The 16,420-nt window shown below is 59.5% G+C and carries 15 protein-coding genes; 8 read left to right on the top strand and 7 right to left on the bottom strand.

Going from position 1 to position 16,420, the window contains the following annotated elements:
* Positions 1-128: 128 nt before the first annotated feature.
* Positions 129-962 carry an aldo/keto reductase gene (locus VY732_RS25670; protein ID WP_331692477.1) on the bottom strand — a complete coding sequence of 278 codons (834 nt, stop codon included), beginning with the start codon at positions 960-962 and terminating at the stop codon, positions 129-131.
* A complete protein-coding gene (locus VY732_RS25665) occupies positions 946-2,685 on the bottom strand; it encodes an FAD-dependent oxidoreductase (protein ID WP_331692475.1) in 1,740 nt (579 codons plus the stop codon). Before VY732_RS25665 ends, VY732_RS25670 begins: the two co-directional genes overlap by 17 nt.
* Positions 2,686-2,863: 178 nt before the next feature.
* Here VY732_RS25665 and VY732_RS25660 point away from each other — a divergent pair, with 178 nt between their 5' ends.
* From VY732_RS25660 to VY732_RS25645, 4 genes are all read left to right on the top strand, one after another.
* Positions 2,864-3,640, top strand: coding sequence for an IclR family transcriptional regulator (locus tag VY732_RS25660; RefSeq protein WP_331692474.1), 777 nt, complete (start codon positions 2,864-2,866; stop codon positions 3,638-3,640).
* A gap of 242 nt (positions 3,641-3,882) precedes the next feature.
* Complete coding sequence (locus tag VY732_RS25655) at positions 3,883-4,944, top strand: Gfo/Idh/MocA family protein (RefSeq protein ID WP_331692472.1); 1,062 nt, start codon at positions 3,883-3,885, stop codon at positions 4,942-4,944.
* A gap of 2 nt (positions 4,945-4,946) precedes the next feature.
* Positions 4,947-5,762: a sugar phosphate isomerase/epimerase family protein gene (locus tag VY732_RS25650; protein WP_331692470.1), complete on the top strand. Its 816-nt coding sequence runs from the start codon at positions 4,947-4,949 to the stop codon at positions 5,760-5,762.
* A 116-nt stretch (positions 5,763-5,878) separates the two neighbouring features.
* On the top strand, positions 5,879-6,757 hold the full coding sequence (locus VY732_RS25645) for a DMT family transporter (protein WP_077574631.1): 879 nt from the start codon (positions 5,879-5,881) through the stop codon (positions 6,755-6,757).
* A gap of 128 nt (positions 6,758-6,885) precedes the next feature.
* On the opposite strand, the gene VY732_RS25640 is transcribed toward VY732_RS25645, so the two are convergent.
* A complete protein-coding gene (locus VY732_RS25640) occupies positions 6,886-8,223 on the bottom strand; it encodes an MFS transporter (RefSeq protein ID WP_064118770.1) in 1,338 nt (445 codons plus the stop codon).
* 357 nt (positions 8,224-8,580) lie between these two features.
* Between VY732_RS25640 and quiC the strand changes: the two genes are divergently transcribed.
* Entirely contained in the window at positions 8,581-10,482 is a 1,902-nt protein-coding gene (gene quiC, locus VY732_RS25635; RefSeq protein WP_212550822.1) for a 3-dehydroshikimate dehydratase QuiC, read from the top strand.
* A gap of 101 nt (positions 10,483-10,583) precedes the next feature.
* Positions 10,584-11,261, top strand: a complete 678-nt coding sequence (locus VY732_RS25630) for a TetR family transcriptional regulator (RefSeq protein ID WP_016986169.1) — start codon at positions 10,584-10,586, stop codon at positions 11,259-11,261.
* Between the two features lie 114 nt (positions 11,262-11,375).
* On the opposite strand, the gene VY732_RS25625 is transcribed toward VY732_RS25630, so the two are convergent.
* Together VY732_RS25625 and aroQ are read right to left on the bottom strand one after the other, a co-directional pair.
* Positions 11,376-12,230, bottom strand: a complete 855-nt coding sequence (locus VY732_RS25625) for a shikimate dehydrogenase (RefSeq protein WP_331692466.1) — start codon at positions 12,228-12,230, stop codon at positions 11,376-11,378.
* A gap of 5 nt (positions 12,231-12,235) precedes the next feature.
* The gene (aroQ, locus tag VY732_RS25620) at positions 12,236-12,676 is read right to left on the bottom strand and encodes a type II 3-dehydroquinate dehydratase (protein WP_008084592.1); all 441 of its coding nucleotides are present in this window, start codon (positions 12,674-12,676) and stop codon (positions 12,236-12,238) included.
* A gap of 315 nt (positions 12,677-12,991) precedes the next feature.
* Between aroQ and VY732_RS25615 the strand changes: the two genes are divergently transcribed.
* Entirely contained in the window at positions 12,992-13,420 is a 429-nt protein-coding gene (locus tag VY732_RS25615) for a DUF4160 domain-containing protein (protein ID WP_116029819.1), read from the top strand.
* The gene (locus VY732_RS25610) at positions 13,417-13,860 is read left to right on the top strand and encodes a DUF2442 domain-containing protein (protein ID WP_331692463.1); all 444 of its coding nucleotides are present in this window, start codon (positions 13,417-13,419) and stop codon (positions 13,858-13,860) included. Before VY732_RS25615 ends, VY732_RS25610 begins: the two co-directional genes overlap by 4 nt.
* 58 nt (positions 13,861-13,918) lie before the next feature.
* On the opposite strand, the gene trmA is transcribed toward VY732_RS25610, so the two are convergent.
* Complete coding sequence (gene trmA / locus VY732_RS25605; protein WP_077574628.1) at positions 13,919-14,998, bottom strand: tRNA (uridine(54)-C5)-methyltransferase TrmA; 1,080 nt, start codon at positions 14,996-14,998, stop codon at positions 13,919-13,921.
* Positions 14,995-16,290 carry an NCS2 family permease gene (locus VY732_RS25600; protein ID WP_331692461.1) on the bottom strand — a complete coding sequence of 432 codons (1,296 nt, stop codon included), beginning with the start codon at positions 16,288-16,290 and terminating at the stop codon, positions 14,995-14,997. Before VY732_RS25600 ends, trmA begins: the two co-directional genes overlap by 4 nt.
* Between the last annotated feature and the right edge of the window lie 130 nt (positions 16,291-16,420).

Here is a 16,420-nt window from a genome sequence, read left to right as displayed (position 1 = left end):
CCGGTCGTCCGTCTATTGGCCACATGCAAACAGGCCCGGCCTCGTGCTGACGAGGTCGGGCCTGTTATTGACGGTCTGGCGCGCGGCAAATTCAACTCCGCACAGGATTTCTATCGCTGGATTATCAATCAGCGATCAAACGTATCCCACTGCGGTGCGAAATCCGGGCTGACCTGGCGTTGATTTTTCGGCAGTGCGGCAATCAATGCGCGGTCTTCATCGTCGAGTTCGACCTTCAGCGAGGCGAGGTTGGCCCGTTGATTGGTGCGGCTGCTGGCCTTGGGAATCGCCGCGACGTTGGGTTGATCGAGCAACCATTTCAATGCGACCTGAGTCGGCAGCACGCCGTGCTTGTTGGCGATCTGTTGAATCTGCGGAATGTCCGAGACCTTGTTGCGCGCCAGCGGCGTGTAGGCCGTCAGTGCCATGTCGTGTTGACGGGCGTAGTCGAGCAGAGCGTTCTGGCCGAGCAGGACGTGGTATTCAACCTGAATCGCTGACAGAGCGATGCCGTAGTCCTCGACGACTTTGCGCAGCAACGGCAGCGGAAAATTCGCTACGCCGATGTTGCGCGCCAGGCCTTGCTCCTTGAACGAGGCCAGCGTGGCGAGGGTGCTTGGCAAATCCCAGCCGGTGGTCGGCCAGTGGATCATGAACAGGTCGACGTAGTCGCTGCGCAAAGCGGTAAGGCTGCGGTCCATGGAATGGCGCATCGCGTCGGGTTGCAGCTGATCCCACCAGACCTTGCTGGTGACGTGAATCTGCTCGCGCGGTGTCGGTGTATTCGCCAGTGCTTGTCCGACCGCGTCTTCATTGTTGTAGGCCGCTGCCGTGTCGATGTGTCGATAACCCAGTTCCAGTGCTTGCTCCACGGCGCGAGTGCATTCGTCGCCGAGCATTGGCCAGGTGCCGAGGCCGAGTTTCGGCATGTTCAAACCTTGGGCATTAACGATGTGCTGCATGGTCGATCTCCTGTTCGAAAGCAGTCATGCCGGCAATGTGCCGGGCGGCGATGTAACCGAAAGTCAGCGCGGGGCCGATGTTGATACCGCCCGCCGGGTAGTGGCCGCCCATGATGCTGGCCATGTCGCCACCGGCTGCGTATAGGCCGGCGATGGGCTGTTGGTGGGCGTCCAGCACTTGCGCGTGGCGGTTGACCTTGAGTCCGGCGAACGTGCCAAAGCAGCCCGGCTGGACTTTCACGGCGTAGAACGGGCCGGTGTCTATTGGGGCAACGCAGGGGTTGGGAAGGTTCGCCGGATCACCCTGTTTGCGGTTGTAAGGTGTTGCGCCGCGACCGAACAACGGGTCTTCGCCGTGACGGGCATGGCGGTTGTAGTTATCCACAGTCTGGCGCAAGCCGCTCGGGTCGATGCCGCAGGCAAGGGCCAATTCTTCAACGGTGTTACCGGTTTTCAGATAGCCGCTGCGGATGAATTCTGACACCGGCAGGGGAAATGGCCGCGATATACCCAGACCATAACGCCGTTGAAAGGCATGGGTGCAGATCAGCCAGGAGGCGACCTCTTCACCTTCCGGCGCAGCAGCCACCATGGCGCTGACATAGTCGAAATAACCGTTGGCTTCGTTGACGAAGCGCTGGCCGTTGCGCAGCACGCCGATGATCCCGGGTTTGCCGCGCTCGATGATGTGTGGGAAGTGGCCGGTGCTGCCTTCGGAATGTGGCACTTGCGATACCGGCGCCCACGCCACGGGCGAGGCCACGTCAGTATTGACCCGTGCACCGACGCTTTCGCCCAGGCGCAAACCATCGCCATTGACGGCCAGCGGTGGCAGCGCCCAATGCTCGTGACCGGTCGGCGTACGCGGGAACAAGTTTTTGCGCCGCTCGATGTCATTGGCAAAACCACCCGCGGCGAGTACTACGGCTTTGCGTGCATGAATGCGGATCGGGCCTTTGCCTGTGTTGACCACAGCTCCCGAAACGCGCGAGCCATCACGCAGCAGTTCCGTCACAGGCGCCGATTCCCAGAGCAGAACGCCAAGGTCTTCGGCGGACTTCGCCAGCCTTGCCACCAGCGCCACGCCGTTGACCAGTTGCATCGCCCGGCCATGCACGGCGAGGTCGAACAGGTGTCGAGTAAAGCGCCAGGTCACATGCCATGCCGCTTTCAGCGACCGCGTCAGATTGAGGAATGCTGACAGATCCGCCCCGGCCATGATCGGCATGCCCATGAAGGACGTTTCGCGCATCGTTGTACGAAGGCGCTTGAGCAGGCGTCCGACTTTGCGTCCGTCATAGGGCGCAGCGATGACCGAGCGGCCACCAGTGCCAGCGCCCGGCGTGTCGCCATGAATGTCGGCAATGGCATTGCCATCAGCAAATTGCAGGGCGGTGTGCTGCTCGAAAAAAGCGACCATGCGCGGCCCCGCTTCAAGGAAGGCGTCGATCATCGCCGGGTCAAAGTGCTCGCCCAGTTCATGGCGCAAATAGGTGCGCGGTTGTTCGATGTCTTCGACGATGCCGGCCCGACGGGCCAGCGGATTGCACGGCACCCACGCCCAGCCACCCGACCATGCGGTGGCGCCACCGAACACCGGATCCTTTTCGACGACGATGACTTTCAAGCCATGCCACGCGGCGGTGACGGCGGCCGACAACCCGGCGGCGCCAGAACCGACGACCAATACGTCGCAGTCGATATCAGGGAGTTCGGCAGACATGAAAGCAACGCTCCAGCGGTGAATTATTTTTGGAATTTGATTCCAGAAAATAACCAGTGCTGGCGTAGCTCGACAAGCCTTGATTCAACATAGCGGGCGGTTATCGAACAACCGGTTCCAGATTTCGCTTTGCCGCTGATGTCTTCTAGAATCGGCAAAATTTCCTTTGGATATCCCTATGGCCGGCAGTCAAATCGAACGGGTTTTCAGTGTGCTGGAAACCCTTACCAGTGATCCGCGCGGGCTGCCGATGCAGACGCTGGCCGAGCAACTGGATATCCCCAAAAGCGCTACGCACCGCTTGCTCGCCGAGCTGATTCGCCTGGGCTACGTTCGCCAGAACGCGGAAACCTTGCGATATCACCTGTCGACCAAACTCGTCGCGATGGGCTTCCAGTATTTATCGAGCAGCGGCGCCGATATCGTCCAGCCGGTGCTTGATCGACTGGCGCAGGAAACCGGCGAACTGGTGCGTTTGGGCGTGATCGATGGCGAGCGGCAGACGTGGATTGCCAAGGCACAAGGCGCGCGCAGCGGTCTGCGTTATGACCCGGACATGGGCCGCGATGCGCCACTGTTCTACACCGCCTCCGGCCATGCGTGGCTGGCGTGCATGAGCGATGCCGAGGCGTTGTCACTGGTCGAGCGGCAGGCTGCGGAGGTGCCGGTGGGGATCGGGCCGAATGCGCCGCGCTCCAATATCGAGTTGCTGGAACGGCTGCGCCTGGCCCGTGAACAGGGCTATGCCTGTGTCGAAGAGAGTTCGGCAGTGGGGACTTCGGCGATTGCGGCGGTGGTGAGGCATCCAACGGATGGTCGGGTGATCGGCGTGCTCAGTATCGCCGGGCCCAGTGCGCGGATGCCGGGGGCGCGCTTGCATGAACTGGCGCCGCTGTTACTGACCTTCACCGAAGAGTTATCAGCAGCAAGCCTGGCCTCAGAACTGTTTATCTAATCCGAATTCACGCAGTGCCTTGTAGGAGTGAGCCTGCTCGCGATCGCGGTGTATCAGCTGGCATTAACGTTGGCTGACACACCGTGATCGCGAGCAGGCTCACTCCTGCAGGGGATTTTTGTTGTCCACGAAGTTGTGCGGTGTTCGCACGGTTTTAGGATGGATGGGTGTTTGATTCTGGAACACGGTTCTAAATTGTTTGTGGAGTGTTATTCCGAGAACAATCACAAGAGGACCGCACCTTGAATTCGCCCCTTCGAATCGCCCTGATCGGCGCCGGCAATATGGGCCAGCAACATTATCGGCATCTGCAAACCCTCAGCGAAGCGACGCTGTGCGCAGTGGCTGATCCCGGGCCGCAAGCCGCAGCGCTTGCGGCTGAATGGGGCGTCAGGCATTTCGCCGATCATCGTCAGATGCTTGAGCTCATCCGGCCAGACGCGGTCATCGTCGCCAATCCTAATAATCAACATGTCAGCACAGCGCTCGATTGCCTGGCGGCGGGTGTGCCGGTGTTGCTGGAAAAACCGGTAGGCGTGCATCTGGATGAAGTGCGCGAACTGGTGGCAGCGGTCAAACGCAGCGGGGTGCCGGTGCTGGTCGGCCATCATCGGCGCCACAATCCGCTGATCGTTCGCGCTCATGAATTAGTGCAGCGCGGGGCGCTCGGGCGGCTGACCACGGTGACCGCACTGTTCCAGTTGCGCAAACCCGACAGTTACTTCGAGATCCCGTGGCGCCGCGAACCGGGCGCCGGGATGTTGCTGACCAATCTGATTCACGACCTCGATCTGCTACGGCATCTGTGCGGTGAAGTGCGCTCGGTGCAAGCGATTACCGACAACACCGTGCGCGGGTTCGCCAACGAAGACAGCGCGGCGGTGTTGCTGCAATTCGAAGGTGGCACCTTGGGAACCCTGAGCGGGTCCGACGCAGTGGCTGCGCCGTGGAGTTGGGAGCTGGGTTCCGGTGAGAACCCGGTCTATCCGCGTCAGGCCGATCAGCCCTGTTATCTGCTGGCCGGGACCGCTGGCGCCTTGAGCATTCCGCAACTCAGGCGTTGGCATTACGCCGCTGATCAGGTCGACGCCGGTTGGCATGAACCGTTGTTGATGGTCGAAGAGTCCTACAGCGGTGACGACGCTTTACGCTTGCAGTTACAGCATTTCGTACGTGTGGCGCGGCGTGAAGTCGAGCCGCTGGTCAGCGCTGCCGATGCCGCCCGCACCCTTGCGTTGATTGAAGCCATTCGCGAGGCTGCCGCTACCGGCCGTGCCTGCGCCCCTGCATTGATCGAGGCTTGAACATGAGCGAAAGAATCCTCTCCTTGGCCAGCCTTACGGTACTGGAGTTGTCGCCGCCGCAAATGGTCGAAGTGGCCGCGCGCGCCGGTTACAGTCATGTCGGCTTGCGTCTGGAACCGGCGACGCCCGAGGAGCATCATTTCCCGTTGGTCGCTGATGCTGAATTGCGCAGTCAGACTTTGCAGCGCCTGCGCGATACCGGCATCCGTGTGCTCGACGTGGAAATCCTGCGTTTAAAACCGCAGACCGTCGTCGCCGATTTCGAGAAACTTCTGACAGTGGGCGCGGAATTTGGCGCCACGGAATTACTCGTCGCCGGTAATGATCCTGACGAGCAACGACTCACCGACAACTTCGCCGCCCTTTGCGATCTGGCCGCGCCTTACGGCTTGCACCCGCATCTGGAGTTCATGCCCTGGACCGATGCGCGCAACCTCGAACAAGCGCTGCGAATTGTCGGAAACGCTGATCGGGAAAACGCTGCGGTGCTGGTTGATGCATTCCACTTTGATCGTTCGGCTTCACGGCTTGAGGATCTGCAAACAGTGTCGCCGTCGAGGCTGCGCTATGCACAATTATGTGATGTGGCGGGGCCGAAACCGTCAGACATGGCCGAGATCTTGCGTCAGGCGCGCAACGAGCGGCGGTTTCCCGGCGAGGGCGATTGCGATTTGCTCGGGTTGTTGAAAGCGCTTCCGACTAATATTCCACTGAGTCTGGAAATTCCCACGGTGAAACTGTTGGAGCAGGGTGTGAGCGGATTGCAGCGGGCGCAAATGGCGATTGATAAAACTCGAGCGTTGTTGGCGCGGCTGTAAGCGGTGCTGCGCACCTATCGTGGGCAAACCCACTGCCACAGGGACCGTGTTGTTCCTGTGGCGGCGCGACTTTCCTGCGAAGGTTTTTGATCTTTTTGGCAACACAAGGAAATCCAATGACCGTCAGCACCCCGCTCTCCGGAGTCAACCAACCCTTCAAGGGGATCTTGCTGATTGTCGTGGCAACCTTCCTGTTCTCCAGTCACGACGCGCTATCGAAATACCTGTCCGGTTTCTATCCGATCGTGATGGTGGTCTGGGCGCGTTATCTGGTGCACACACTGCTGATGGCGGGGATTTTTCTGCCGCAATCCGGGTTGCGCGTCCTGCGCACGAAGAAGCCTTTATGGCAGTTGACCCGAGCACTTTGCCTACTCGGTACGAGCCTGTTTTTCACCACGGCGCTGCTTTACATCCCGCTGGCAGAAGCCACGGCGGTCAACTTTCTCGCGCCGGTTTTGGTGACGGCATTGTCAGTGCCACTGCTCAAAGAACAAGTGACACGCGGGCAATGGATCGCGGTGATCTGCGGCTTTATCGGTGTGCTGATCATCGTCCATCCCGGCGGTGAGTTGTTCACACCGGCAGTGTTACTGCCATTCTGTTCGGCGCTGTTTTTCTGCTTCTATCAACTGCTCACGCGCAAGCTTGCTGAAGTCGATAGCCCGACCACCAGCAACTTCTTCGCCGGGTTGTGCAACACGCTGGTGATGAGTGCGCTGGTGCCGTTCTTCTGGCAGGTGCCGACGCTGACCCACGCCGGGCTGATGCTGGCGTTGGGTAGCTGTGGGATGACGGCGCATTTGTTTCTCACCCAGGCGTTCCGCCATGCCGCTCCGGCGCTGCTGGCGCCGTTCGGTTATTGCCAGATCGTGTTTGCGGGGTTGTTGGGTTGGCTGCTGTTCAATCACACGCCGAGTCTGCTGACGGTGATCGGCATTGCGGTGATCTGTTGCAGCGGACTGGCGGCAGCGTGGCAGCAGAGCCGCCGTTGAGTAGGTTACGCAAAACCTTGTAGGAGTGAGCCTGCTCGCGATGGCGGTGTGTCAGTCGATGAAGTTATTGACTGACACTAAGCCATCGCGAGCAGGCTCACTCCTACAGGTAGCGTTGTGTAGGCAGGTTATTCGGTGATGGTCGGAATCTTGCGCGGTGCCATGAAGTACATCCAGGTCAGCGCAATGAAGTACATCGCCGGGATCAGGGTGAACAACACGGTGTAGTTGTTGTTGGTGACGGTGAGGATGTGGCCGACGATCTGGGTCATGAACATCCCGCCAATCGCCGCGCACATGCCGCCGAAACCAAACACCGTGCTCATCATGTGCTTGGGCGTGTAGTCCATCACCAGGCTCCAGATGTTCGCCGTCCAGGCCTGATGCGCGCCGATCGCCAGGGAAATCGCCGCCACCGCCACCCACAGATTGGCTGAACCGGCCGCCATGACCACACCGATGATGCAGCAGGCAAACAGGAACATCGACAGCAGCCGCGCCTTGATCGAGTTCATGCCGCGACCGATCAGGAACGAAGACAGAATCCCGCCGCCGACGCTGCCGAAGTCAGCCGTGACGTAGATGATGATCAGCGGAATGCCCATCTGGGTGACGTTGATGCCCAGGTTGTATTGCTGATTGAGAAACGGCGGCAGCCAATACAGGTAGAACCAGAACACCGGCGCGGTCAGCGAGTAGGCGAGGGCGAAGGCCCAGGTACCGCGCATCCGCAGAATCTTCGAGAACGGTACGCGGGCCTGTTCCGGTTCGACTTCTTGCTGGATGTAGTCCAGTTCGGACTGTTTGACGCTCGGGTGATCTTCGGGGTTGAAGTACTTCAAGCCCCAGAACAGCAACCAGATCCCGCCGAGTGCCGACATGCACAGGAACGCCGCTTGCCAGCCCCAGACGTGCAGGACCAGTGGCAGCAGCATCGGCGTGAACATCGCGCCAACGTTGGTGCCGGCGTTGAAGATGCCGGTGGCAACCGCACGTTCGCCGGCCGGGAACCATAGGCGCGTGGTTTTCACGCAGGCCGGGTAGTTGGCCGCTTCGGTCAGGCCGAGGATGAACCGGCAGACCATGAAACCAACAGCCGAAGTCGCCAGGCCGTGGGCACCGGTGGCCAGGCTCCAGAGCAGTACGGCGCAGAAGAACACGCGTTTGACGCCGACCCGGTCGATCAAGCGCCCCTGCAGGACGAAACCGATCGCGTAGCCGACCTGAAACCAGAAGTTGATGTTGGCGTAATCCATCGCCGTCCAGCTCATTTCCTTGGCGAGGATTGGCTGCATGACGCCGAGGGCGGCGCGGTCGATGTAGTTCAGGGTTGTGGCGAAAAACACCAGCGCCAGCATGCCCCAACGGGTCTTGCCGACGGCCATGGCGCCGCGGATCTTGTCGCCGATGCCACCCGTGGCAGTGCTCATGGCCGGGGCCATGCGGGAAGTCTGTGAAGGAATCATGTGTTCCACCCGTTTTTGGATTTGTTATTTGGTGTGCTTTTTACTTTGCACGCTGCGACCGGTGGTTCAGATCCGGACTCAATGTGCGGTCGATGTTGGGCAGTGGACGAAAAATCGTCAATTCGCCAAACCGCCATTGTGTTCGATAATCGCACGCAAAACTAACCGGGTAGTACACTTTAAATTGCTGCCGCGATCGATGCAGCCAATAATTTCCCTACTATAAAAACCATCCCATGTAGGAGCTGCCGCAGGCTGCGATCTTTTGATTCTGTTTTCACGAATAAAGATCAAACGATCGCAGCCTTCGGCAGCTCTTACAGTAAAGATAAAGCGGCGCAGTCCGGGAGTTGAAACATGCAGCGTTCCATTGCCACCGTTTCCTTGAGCGGCACCCTGCCGGAAAAACTCGAAGCCATTGCCGCCGCCGGGTTCGACGGGGTGGAGATTTTTGAAAACGACCTCCTGTACTACGACGGCAGTCCGCGGGAAATTAAACAGATGTGCGCCGATCTCGGCATCGCCATCACGCTGTTTCAGCCGTTCCGCGATTTCGAAGGCTGCCGCCGCGATCGCCTGGCGCGCAATCTGGAGCGGGCCGAGCGCAAGTTCGACCTGATGCAGGAACTGGGCACCGATCTGGTGCTGGTCTGCAGCAATGCCTCGGCCGACAGCGTCGGCGATCAACAAATTCTAGTCGATGACCTGCGACTGCTGGCCGAGCATGCCGGTGCGCGCGGCTTGCGCATTGGTTACGAAGCGCTGGCGTGGGGCCGTCACGTCAACACGTATCAACAGGTCTGGGACATCGTGCGTCAGGCCGATCACCCGAGCCTCGGTGTGTTGCTCGACAGCTTTCACACCTTGTCGTTGAAGGGCGATCCTCGCGCCATCGCCGATATTCCCGGCGACAAGATCTTTTTCGTGCAAATGGCTGACGCGCCGATTCTGCAGATGGATGTGTTGGAGTGGAGCCGTCATTTCCGCTGCTTCCCTGGGCAGGGCGAGTTCGATTTGCCGGGGTTCCTCGCGCCGATTATCCAGAGCGGTTACACCGGGCCGCTGTCGCTGGAAATCTTCAATGACGGCTTCCGCGCCGCGCCACCACGGGCCAATGCCGCCGACGGTTTGCGTTCGCTGCTGTATCTGGAAGAGAAGACCCGCCAGCGTCTCGAGCAGGACGCGACGCCTGTGGCCAATCGCGAAATCCTTTTCGAAACACCGAAGGCCAGTGAGTACAACGGCATCGAGTTTCTTGAGTTCGCCGTCGATGAAAGCCTTGGCGCCAAGCTGTCGAACTGGCTGGAGCGCCTCGGTTTCGTCAAGGCCGGGCAGCACCGCTCCAAGAGCGTGAGCCTGCTGCGTCAGGGCGACATCAATCTGATCCTCAACTCCGAACCGTATTCGTTTGCTCACAGCTTTTTCGAGGCTCACGGCCCGTCGCTGTGCGCCACCGCCGTGCGGGTCAAGGACAGCGCCAGTGCCTTGGCCCGCGCCGTCGCTTACAAAGGTCAGCCCTATCGTGGACTGGTCGGCCCCAACGAACTGGAGTTGGCGGCAGTGCGCGCGCCGGACGGCAGCCTGATTTATCTGGTGGATGAACAGGCTGATGTCTACGGCACCGATTTCAATCTGCTGGCAGATGCGCCGGCCCGTGGCGGTCTCAAGCGTATCGATCACATGGCCATGGCGCTGCCGGCCGACAGCCTCGACAGTTGGGTGCTGTTCTATAAGAGCCTGCTGGATTTCGAAGCGGACGATGAAGTGGTACTGCCGGACCCTTACGGTCTGGTGAAGAGCCGCGCACTGCGTAGCCGCGACAGTTCGATCCGCTTGCCGTTGAACATCTCCGAGAACCGCAACACCGCCATCTCCCACGCGCTGTCGAGTTATCGCGGCTCCGGTGTGCATCACATCGCCTTCGATTGTGATGACATCTTCGCCGAAGTCAGTCGCGCCAAAGAGGCCGGTGTGCCGTTGCTGGACATCCCGCTCAATTATTACGACGACCTCGCTGCGCGCTTCGATTTCGACGACGAATTCCTCAGCGAACTGGCGTATTACAACGTCTTGTACGACCGTGATGCCCAGGGCGGTGAGCTGTTTCACGTCTACACCGAGCCGTTCGAAGGGCGTTTCTTCTTCGAGATCATCCAGCGCAAGAACGGCTATGCCGGGTATGGCGCGGCGAACGTCGCGGTGCGTCTGGCGGCGATGGCCAAATCACGCAGTGGCGCGGTGCGCCAGGCGAAGTTGTAGGAAATTCGTAAACGCGGGATTAAACACGGGCCGCGCGGCTTCCTTCACTGTGCTGCGCGGCCCATAATCGCCGCCTGTGCAGTGATGGCCGTGAGCCCGCAATGACGATGAATACAGAACTTTCCGCAGCTCCTGAAGTGTCCGCTGTAGAGCCGCGCAAGAGTCGCAAGAACAACCCGGAAAAGACCCGCGAGAACATCCTGCAGGAGGCGATCGTCGAGTTCGTCCAGCAAGGCTTGTCCGGTGCCCGCGTCGACGCGATCGCCGAGCGCATCCACACCTCCAAACGCATGATCTATTACTACTTCGGCAGTAAGGAGCAGTTGTACGTCGAGGTGCTGGAAAAGCTTTACGGCGACATCCGCAGCACCGAAAACCGTCTGCACCTGGCCGAATTGGCGCCGGTGGAGGCGATTCGGCGACTGGTTGAGTTCACTTTCGATCACCACGACCGCAACGTCGATTTCGTGCGCATCGTCAGCATCGAAAACATCCACAACGCTGAATACGTGAAGCGTTCCGATGCGATCAAGGCGATGAACAACACCATTCTTGATTCGCTCGGTGAGATTCTGCGTCGTGGCGCCGAAGAGGGTGTGTTCCGCGCGGGTCTGGATGCGCTGGATGTGCATTTGCTGATCAGTTCGTTCTGCTTCTATCGCGTGTCGAACCGGCACACATTTGGCGAGATTTTTCAGATCGATTTGCCCGATGAGAGCATCAAGCAGCGGCATCGCGAGATGATCTGCGAATCGGTGTTGCGCTACCTGCAAGCCTGACACTGCTTTTGTAGGAGTGAGCCTGCTCGCGATAGCTGTGTGTCAGGCAACTAATGGGTTGGCTGACAGGACGCCATCGCGAGCAGGCTCACTCCCACAAGGAAGCAAGTTGCTTCAGCCATTCATGCTTTGAAAATGCGCCAGCATCCGCTGCGCATCCGGCACCACGCCGCTGAACAATTCAAACGCCTTCACCGCCTGAAATACCGCCATGCTGCCACCGTCCAGCGTGCGGCAACCCAGCGCGCGGGCGTTGCGCAGCAGTTCGGTTTCCAGCGGGAAATACACAATCTCCGCTACCCACAATTCCTTGCGCAGCAGTTCGACCGGCACCGGCATGCCCGGCAGTTTGGCCATGCCCATCGGCGTGGTATTCACCAGCCCGTCCGCTTCATTCAGCGTGCTCGGCAGATCATGCCCGGCCACCGCGCGGCCAAAGCCGAAATGCTCATTGAGATTGTTCGCCAGGCTTTCGGCGCGCTCACGGTCGACGTCGAAAATACTCAGTTGCTGTACGCCTTCGCTCAACAGGGCGTGGGCTACTGCTGCACCCGCGCCGCCGGCCCCCATCTGGACTACTCGCTCACGGGCAGCGTCCTTCAGGCCACGGCGAAAACCCTCAGCGAAACCGAGGCAGTCGGTGTTATGGCCAACACGCTTGCCGTCCTTCAGCACCACCGTGTTGACCGCGCCGATGCCTTTGGCTTCCGGCGACAGTTCATCGAGCAGCGGGATGATCGCCTGCTTGCACGGGAAGGTAATGTTCAGCCCGGTGTAGTTCATCCGCTCGGCCGCCAGCAGCAGGTCGGGCAGGGCAGTGCTGTCCATGTTCAGTTGATCGAGATCGATCAGTCGGTACAGATAACGCAGGCCTTGGGCATCGCCTTCGTGCTCATGCAGCGCGGGAGTGCGCGAGGCCTGAATGCCGGCGCCAATCAGCCCGGCGAGTATTACGTTTGAGCGAGACATGCGCGTTACCCCTTCAACCGCTGGCTGAAATGTTCCAACGCCAGGCGATAGCCATGACTGCCAAACCCGGCCATTACCGCTGTGGCAATCGCCGAGACAAACGAGTGATGACGAAATGGTTCGCGGGCGTGGACATTGGACAGGTGCACTTCGATCACCGGCAATTCACTGGCTACCAGCGCATCGCGAATCGCCACCGAAGTGTGCGTCCACGCCGCCGGGTTGATCACGATTCCGGCGCAACGGCCACGGGCGGCGTGAATCCAGTCGAGCAGTTCGCCTTCGTGGTTGGTCTGGCGAAACTCCACGGCCAGGCCGAATTCTTCAGCCGCACGACCGCACAGAGCCGAGATGTCCGCCAGGGTTTCGTGACCGTAAGTCGCCGGCTCGCGAGTGCCAAGCAGGTTCAGGTTCGGGCCGTTAAGCACCAGAACGATAGGGGGCATGAGGGGTAACTCCACTTATTGTTTTTGGCTTTGGCCGAGTGTTTCAGCCTGTGGAGATAAAATGTACTAGATGGTTACCATGGTCAATTGAACAAAAATGGTCTGGCCGATTTATGTTCGGTGATCGCACAGAAGCAATATTGATCGAGATATGACGACAGCTTTGCTTACGTTTTTTACCGGAGATTGACCGACTCATGAACCGTTCCGACGCTAGCCTCAAAAGCGGTGAAACGTCATGTGCTTGATCACCAGTCGTCGGATTTGAAAGGAATCTCGAATCCTGAAAATTTTTAACCTAACGGATGGGTTAGCATGAAGGTGTGCAGCTACAAAGGAGTGTCGATTGTCATCATGCTGCGAGATGAACATTGCCCACCACACGTTCACGTGAATGCGGGCAGTTGGAGTGCCCGATTACAGTTCAGTTTCTGGCACAACGATATTGAGCTTTGGGACGTCGTGCCGCTTTCTCGTCGACCACCCTTGGCCGTGCTGGAAGGCTTGTGTCGATCCCTTGAGCAGCCTGCTCATCTGCGACGAGCACGCGGGATCTGGTGGTCGAAATTGCAAACTGTCTGTCTCGACAATCAATTGTGGGACAGCCATTCAAACGAAGTGTTGGGGATGAAACTCGTCACTGACACGACATACAGAGTGGGATCGGCGCGTTATCTGCCAGACGAGGGCAAAACTCTTCTGACATTGATAGACGCATTGGAAGGAGTGGAAATCGATTTATGAAAGTCATCAAAGCCAAGCCATCCGCACGTCGTCCGCTCACGGAGGAGATGATCGACGTCGCCATCGAGCAAGGGCAAGCACGCCGGACGAATAGCTTGCAGGCTGTCTCCGTAACCTTTGAGAAACCATCCCTGATCATCCGTTTTGAAGACGGCAGCGGTGTGTTGCTACCGGTGGATCGTTATCCAGAGTTCGACGGATTCAACGCAGCGGACTATGAAAGCCTGACAGTCGGCTTCGCGGGCACTGCGCTTTGTCACGAGGGTAAAGACCTCGACGTTTCCATTGCCGGGATGATTTCGGCGAGCCCATCACTATTAGCCATGGCCGCTTCTGCCGTTGCTTCGCGCAACGGCCGTCAGAGCAGCGCGGCAAAGTCTGCAGCCGCGCGGGCGAATGTCAAAAAGGGCGGGCGTCCGCGTAAGATCGATCCCGCTTAGTGAGCGCCCACAAAAAAGCCGTCAATCACGACGGCTTTTTCGCCTCAGCTCCCCGCAATCAACGCCGGGTCAACAACACACCCGATTCCATGTGATGCGTCCACGGGAATTGGTCGAACAACGCGCATTTGGTAATACGGTGCGTGTCGTGCAACTGGGCGATGTTCGCCGCCAGGGTTTCCGGGTTGCAGGAGATGTACAGGATGTTGTCGAAGCGCCGGGTCAGCTCGCAGGTGTCCGGGTCCATGCCGGCGCGCGGCGGGTCGACGAAGACGCTGCCGAACTCATAGCTCTTCAGGTCGATGCCTTGCAGGCGACGGAACGGGCGCACTTCGTTGAGCGCTTCGGTCAGTTCTTCGGCAGACAAACGCACCAGAGTGACGTTATCCACAGCGTTTTCGCTGAGGTTGCTCAATGCAGCGTTGACCGAGGTCTTGCTGATTTCGGTGGCCAGCACTTTGCGCACGCGGGTAGCGAGCGGCAGGGTGAAGTTGCCGTTGCCGCAGTACAGCTCGAGCAGATCGTCGCTGCGATCGCCCAATGCCTCGTACGCCCAGTTCAGCATCTTCTGGTTCACCGTGCCGTTTGGCTGGGTGAACGCGCCTTCCGGCTGGCGATAGCTGAAGGTGCGACCGCCGACTTCGAGTTTCTCGACCACGTAATCGAGGCCAAGCACTTCGCGTTTGCCCTTCGAGCGACCGATGATGCTGACGCCGAGATCCGCAGATAGCTTGGTGGCTGCCGCGTGCCAGTGTTCGTCCAGCGGACGGTGATAGCACAGGGTGATCATCGCGTCGCCCGACAGCGTGGTCAGGAATTCGACCTGAAACAGCTTGTGGCTCAGCGCCGAGCTGGCTTGCCACGCGGCCTTCAACTGCGGCATCAACTGGTTGATGCGCAGGCTGGCAATCGGGAACTCTTCAATGAGGATCGGTGTGCGCTTGTCGTCTTGAGCGAACATCGCGTAATGCCGATCGCCGCCCTCGCGCCACAAACGGAACTCTGCGCGCAGACGGAAGTTCTGCAGCGGCGAGTCGAAAACGGTCGGCTCGGGGGCATCGAACGGCGCCAGCAGGTCACGCAAACGCGTGACCTTGGCTTCAAGTTGCTCGGCGTAAGCCTGGGAATCGAATGTCATGCGTTGAACCAACCCAACTTGATCACAAACAGAATCGACAGAATCACCAGCGCCGGGTTCAGCTCACGTGCACGGCCCGACAGCAACTTGATCACGGTCCAGGAGATGAAACCGAAGGCGATGCCGTTGGCGATCGAGTAAGTGAACGGCATGGCCAGCGCGGTCACCACGACCGGTGCGGCAACGGTGATGTCGTCCCAGTCTATTTCCGCCAGGCCCGACGTCATCAACACGGCGACAAACAGCAGCGCTGGTGCAGTGGCGAAGGCCGGAACGCTGGCCGCCAGTGGCGAGAAGAACAGTGCCAGCAGGAACAGAATCGCCACGACGATGGCGGTCAAACCGGTACGGCCACCCGCACTCACGCCGGCAGCAGATTCGATGTAACTGGTGGTGGTCGACGTACCCAGCAACGAACCGGCCATGGCCGCGGTGCTGTCAGCGATCAGTGCGCGGCCCATTTTCGGCATGTGGCCGTCCTTGCCCATCAGTCCGGCGCGCTTGGCGACGCCGATCAGGGTGCCGGAGTTGTCAAACAGGTCGACGAACAGGAAGGCGAAAATCACGCTGACCAGACCGATGTCCAGTGCGCCTTTGATGTCCAGCTGCATAAAGGTCGGCGCCAGCGAAGGTGGCATCGAGGTCACGCCGTTGAACGGGGTGAAGCCCATCGCGATGGAAGTGATGGTCACGGCCAGAATGCCGATCAGTACCGCACCGCGCACTTTCAGCGCTTCGAGGGCAACGATCAGGGCGAAACCGAGGGTGGCGAGGATCGGTGCCGGTTGTTTCAGGTCACCGAGGCCGACCATGGTCGCCGGGTTGCTGACCACGATGCCAGCGTTGTGCAGGGCGATCAGTGCGAGGAACAGGCCGATACCGGCGGCAATGGCCGAGCGCAGTGGCAGCGGGATGCTGTTGATGATCCATTCACGGATGCGGAAGATCGACAGCAGGAAGAAGCACACCGCCGAGATGAATACCGCGCCCAGCGCCACTTGCCAGGTGTGACCCATGTGCAAGACCACGGTGTAGGTGAAGAAGGCGTTCAGGCCCATGCCCGGAGCGAGGGCAATCGGGTAATTGGCGATCAGGCCCATGATCGTCGAACCGATCGCGGCGGCCAGACAGGTGGCGACAAACACCGCACCCTTGTCCATGCCGGTCTCACCGAGAATGCTCGGGTTGACGAACAGAATGTAGGCCATGGCCAAGAAAGTCGTGATGCCCGCCAGAATCTCGGTGCGCACGTTGGTGTTGTGTGCCTTGAGTTGAAACAGCCTTTCCAGCATGTCTGCTCCCCGTGGCGCGCGTGGCGCCGTGAATGTATCGACCTCAACAGCAAAGCACAGACCGTCGCTAGCGCCTGAAAAATTGTGGTGGGCCGGAAAAAGCCGCGCATCATACCAGCAGCGTGAGGAA

Source organism: Pseudomonas sp. ZY71 (assembly GCF_036542145.1).
GTDB classification, from domain to species: Bacteria; Pseudomonadota; Gammaproteobacteria; order Pseudomonadales; family Pseudomonadaceae; genus Aquipseudomonas; species Aquipseudomonas koreensis_A.
The sequence above is the reverse complement of the archived record's forward strand: the minus strand, read 5'-3'. Positions and strand labels throughout refer to the sequence as shown.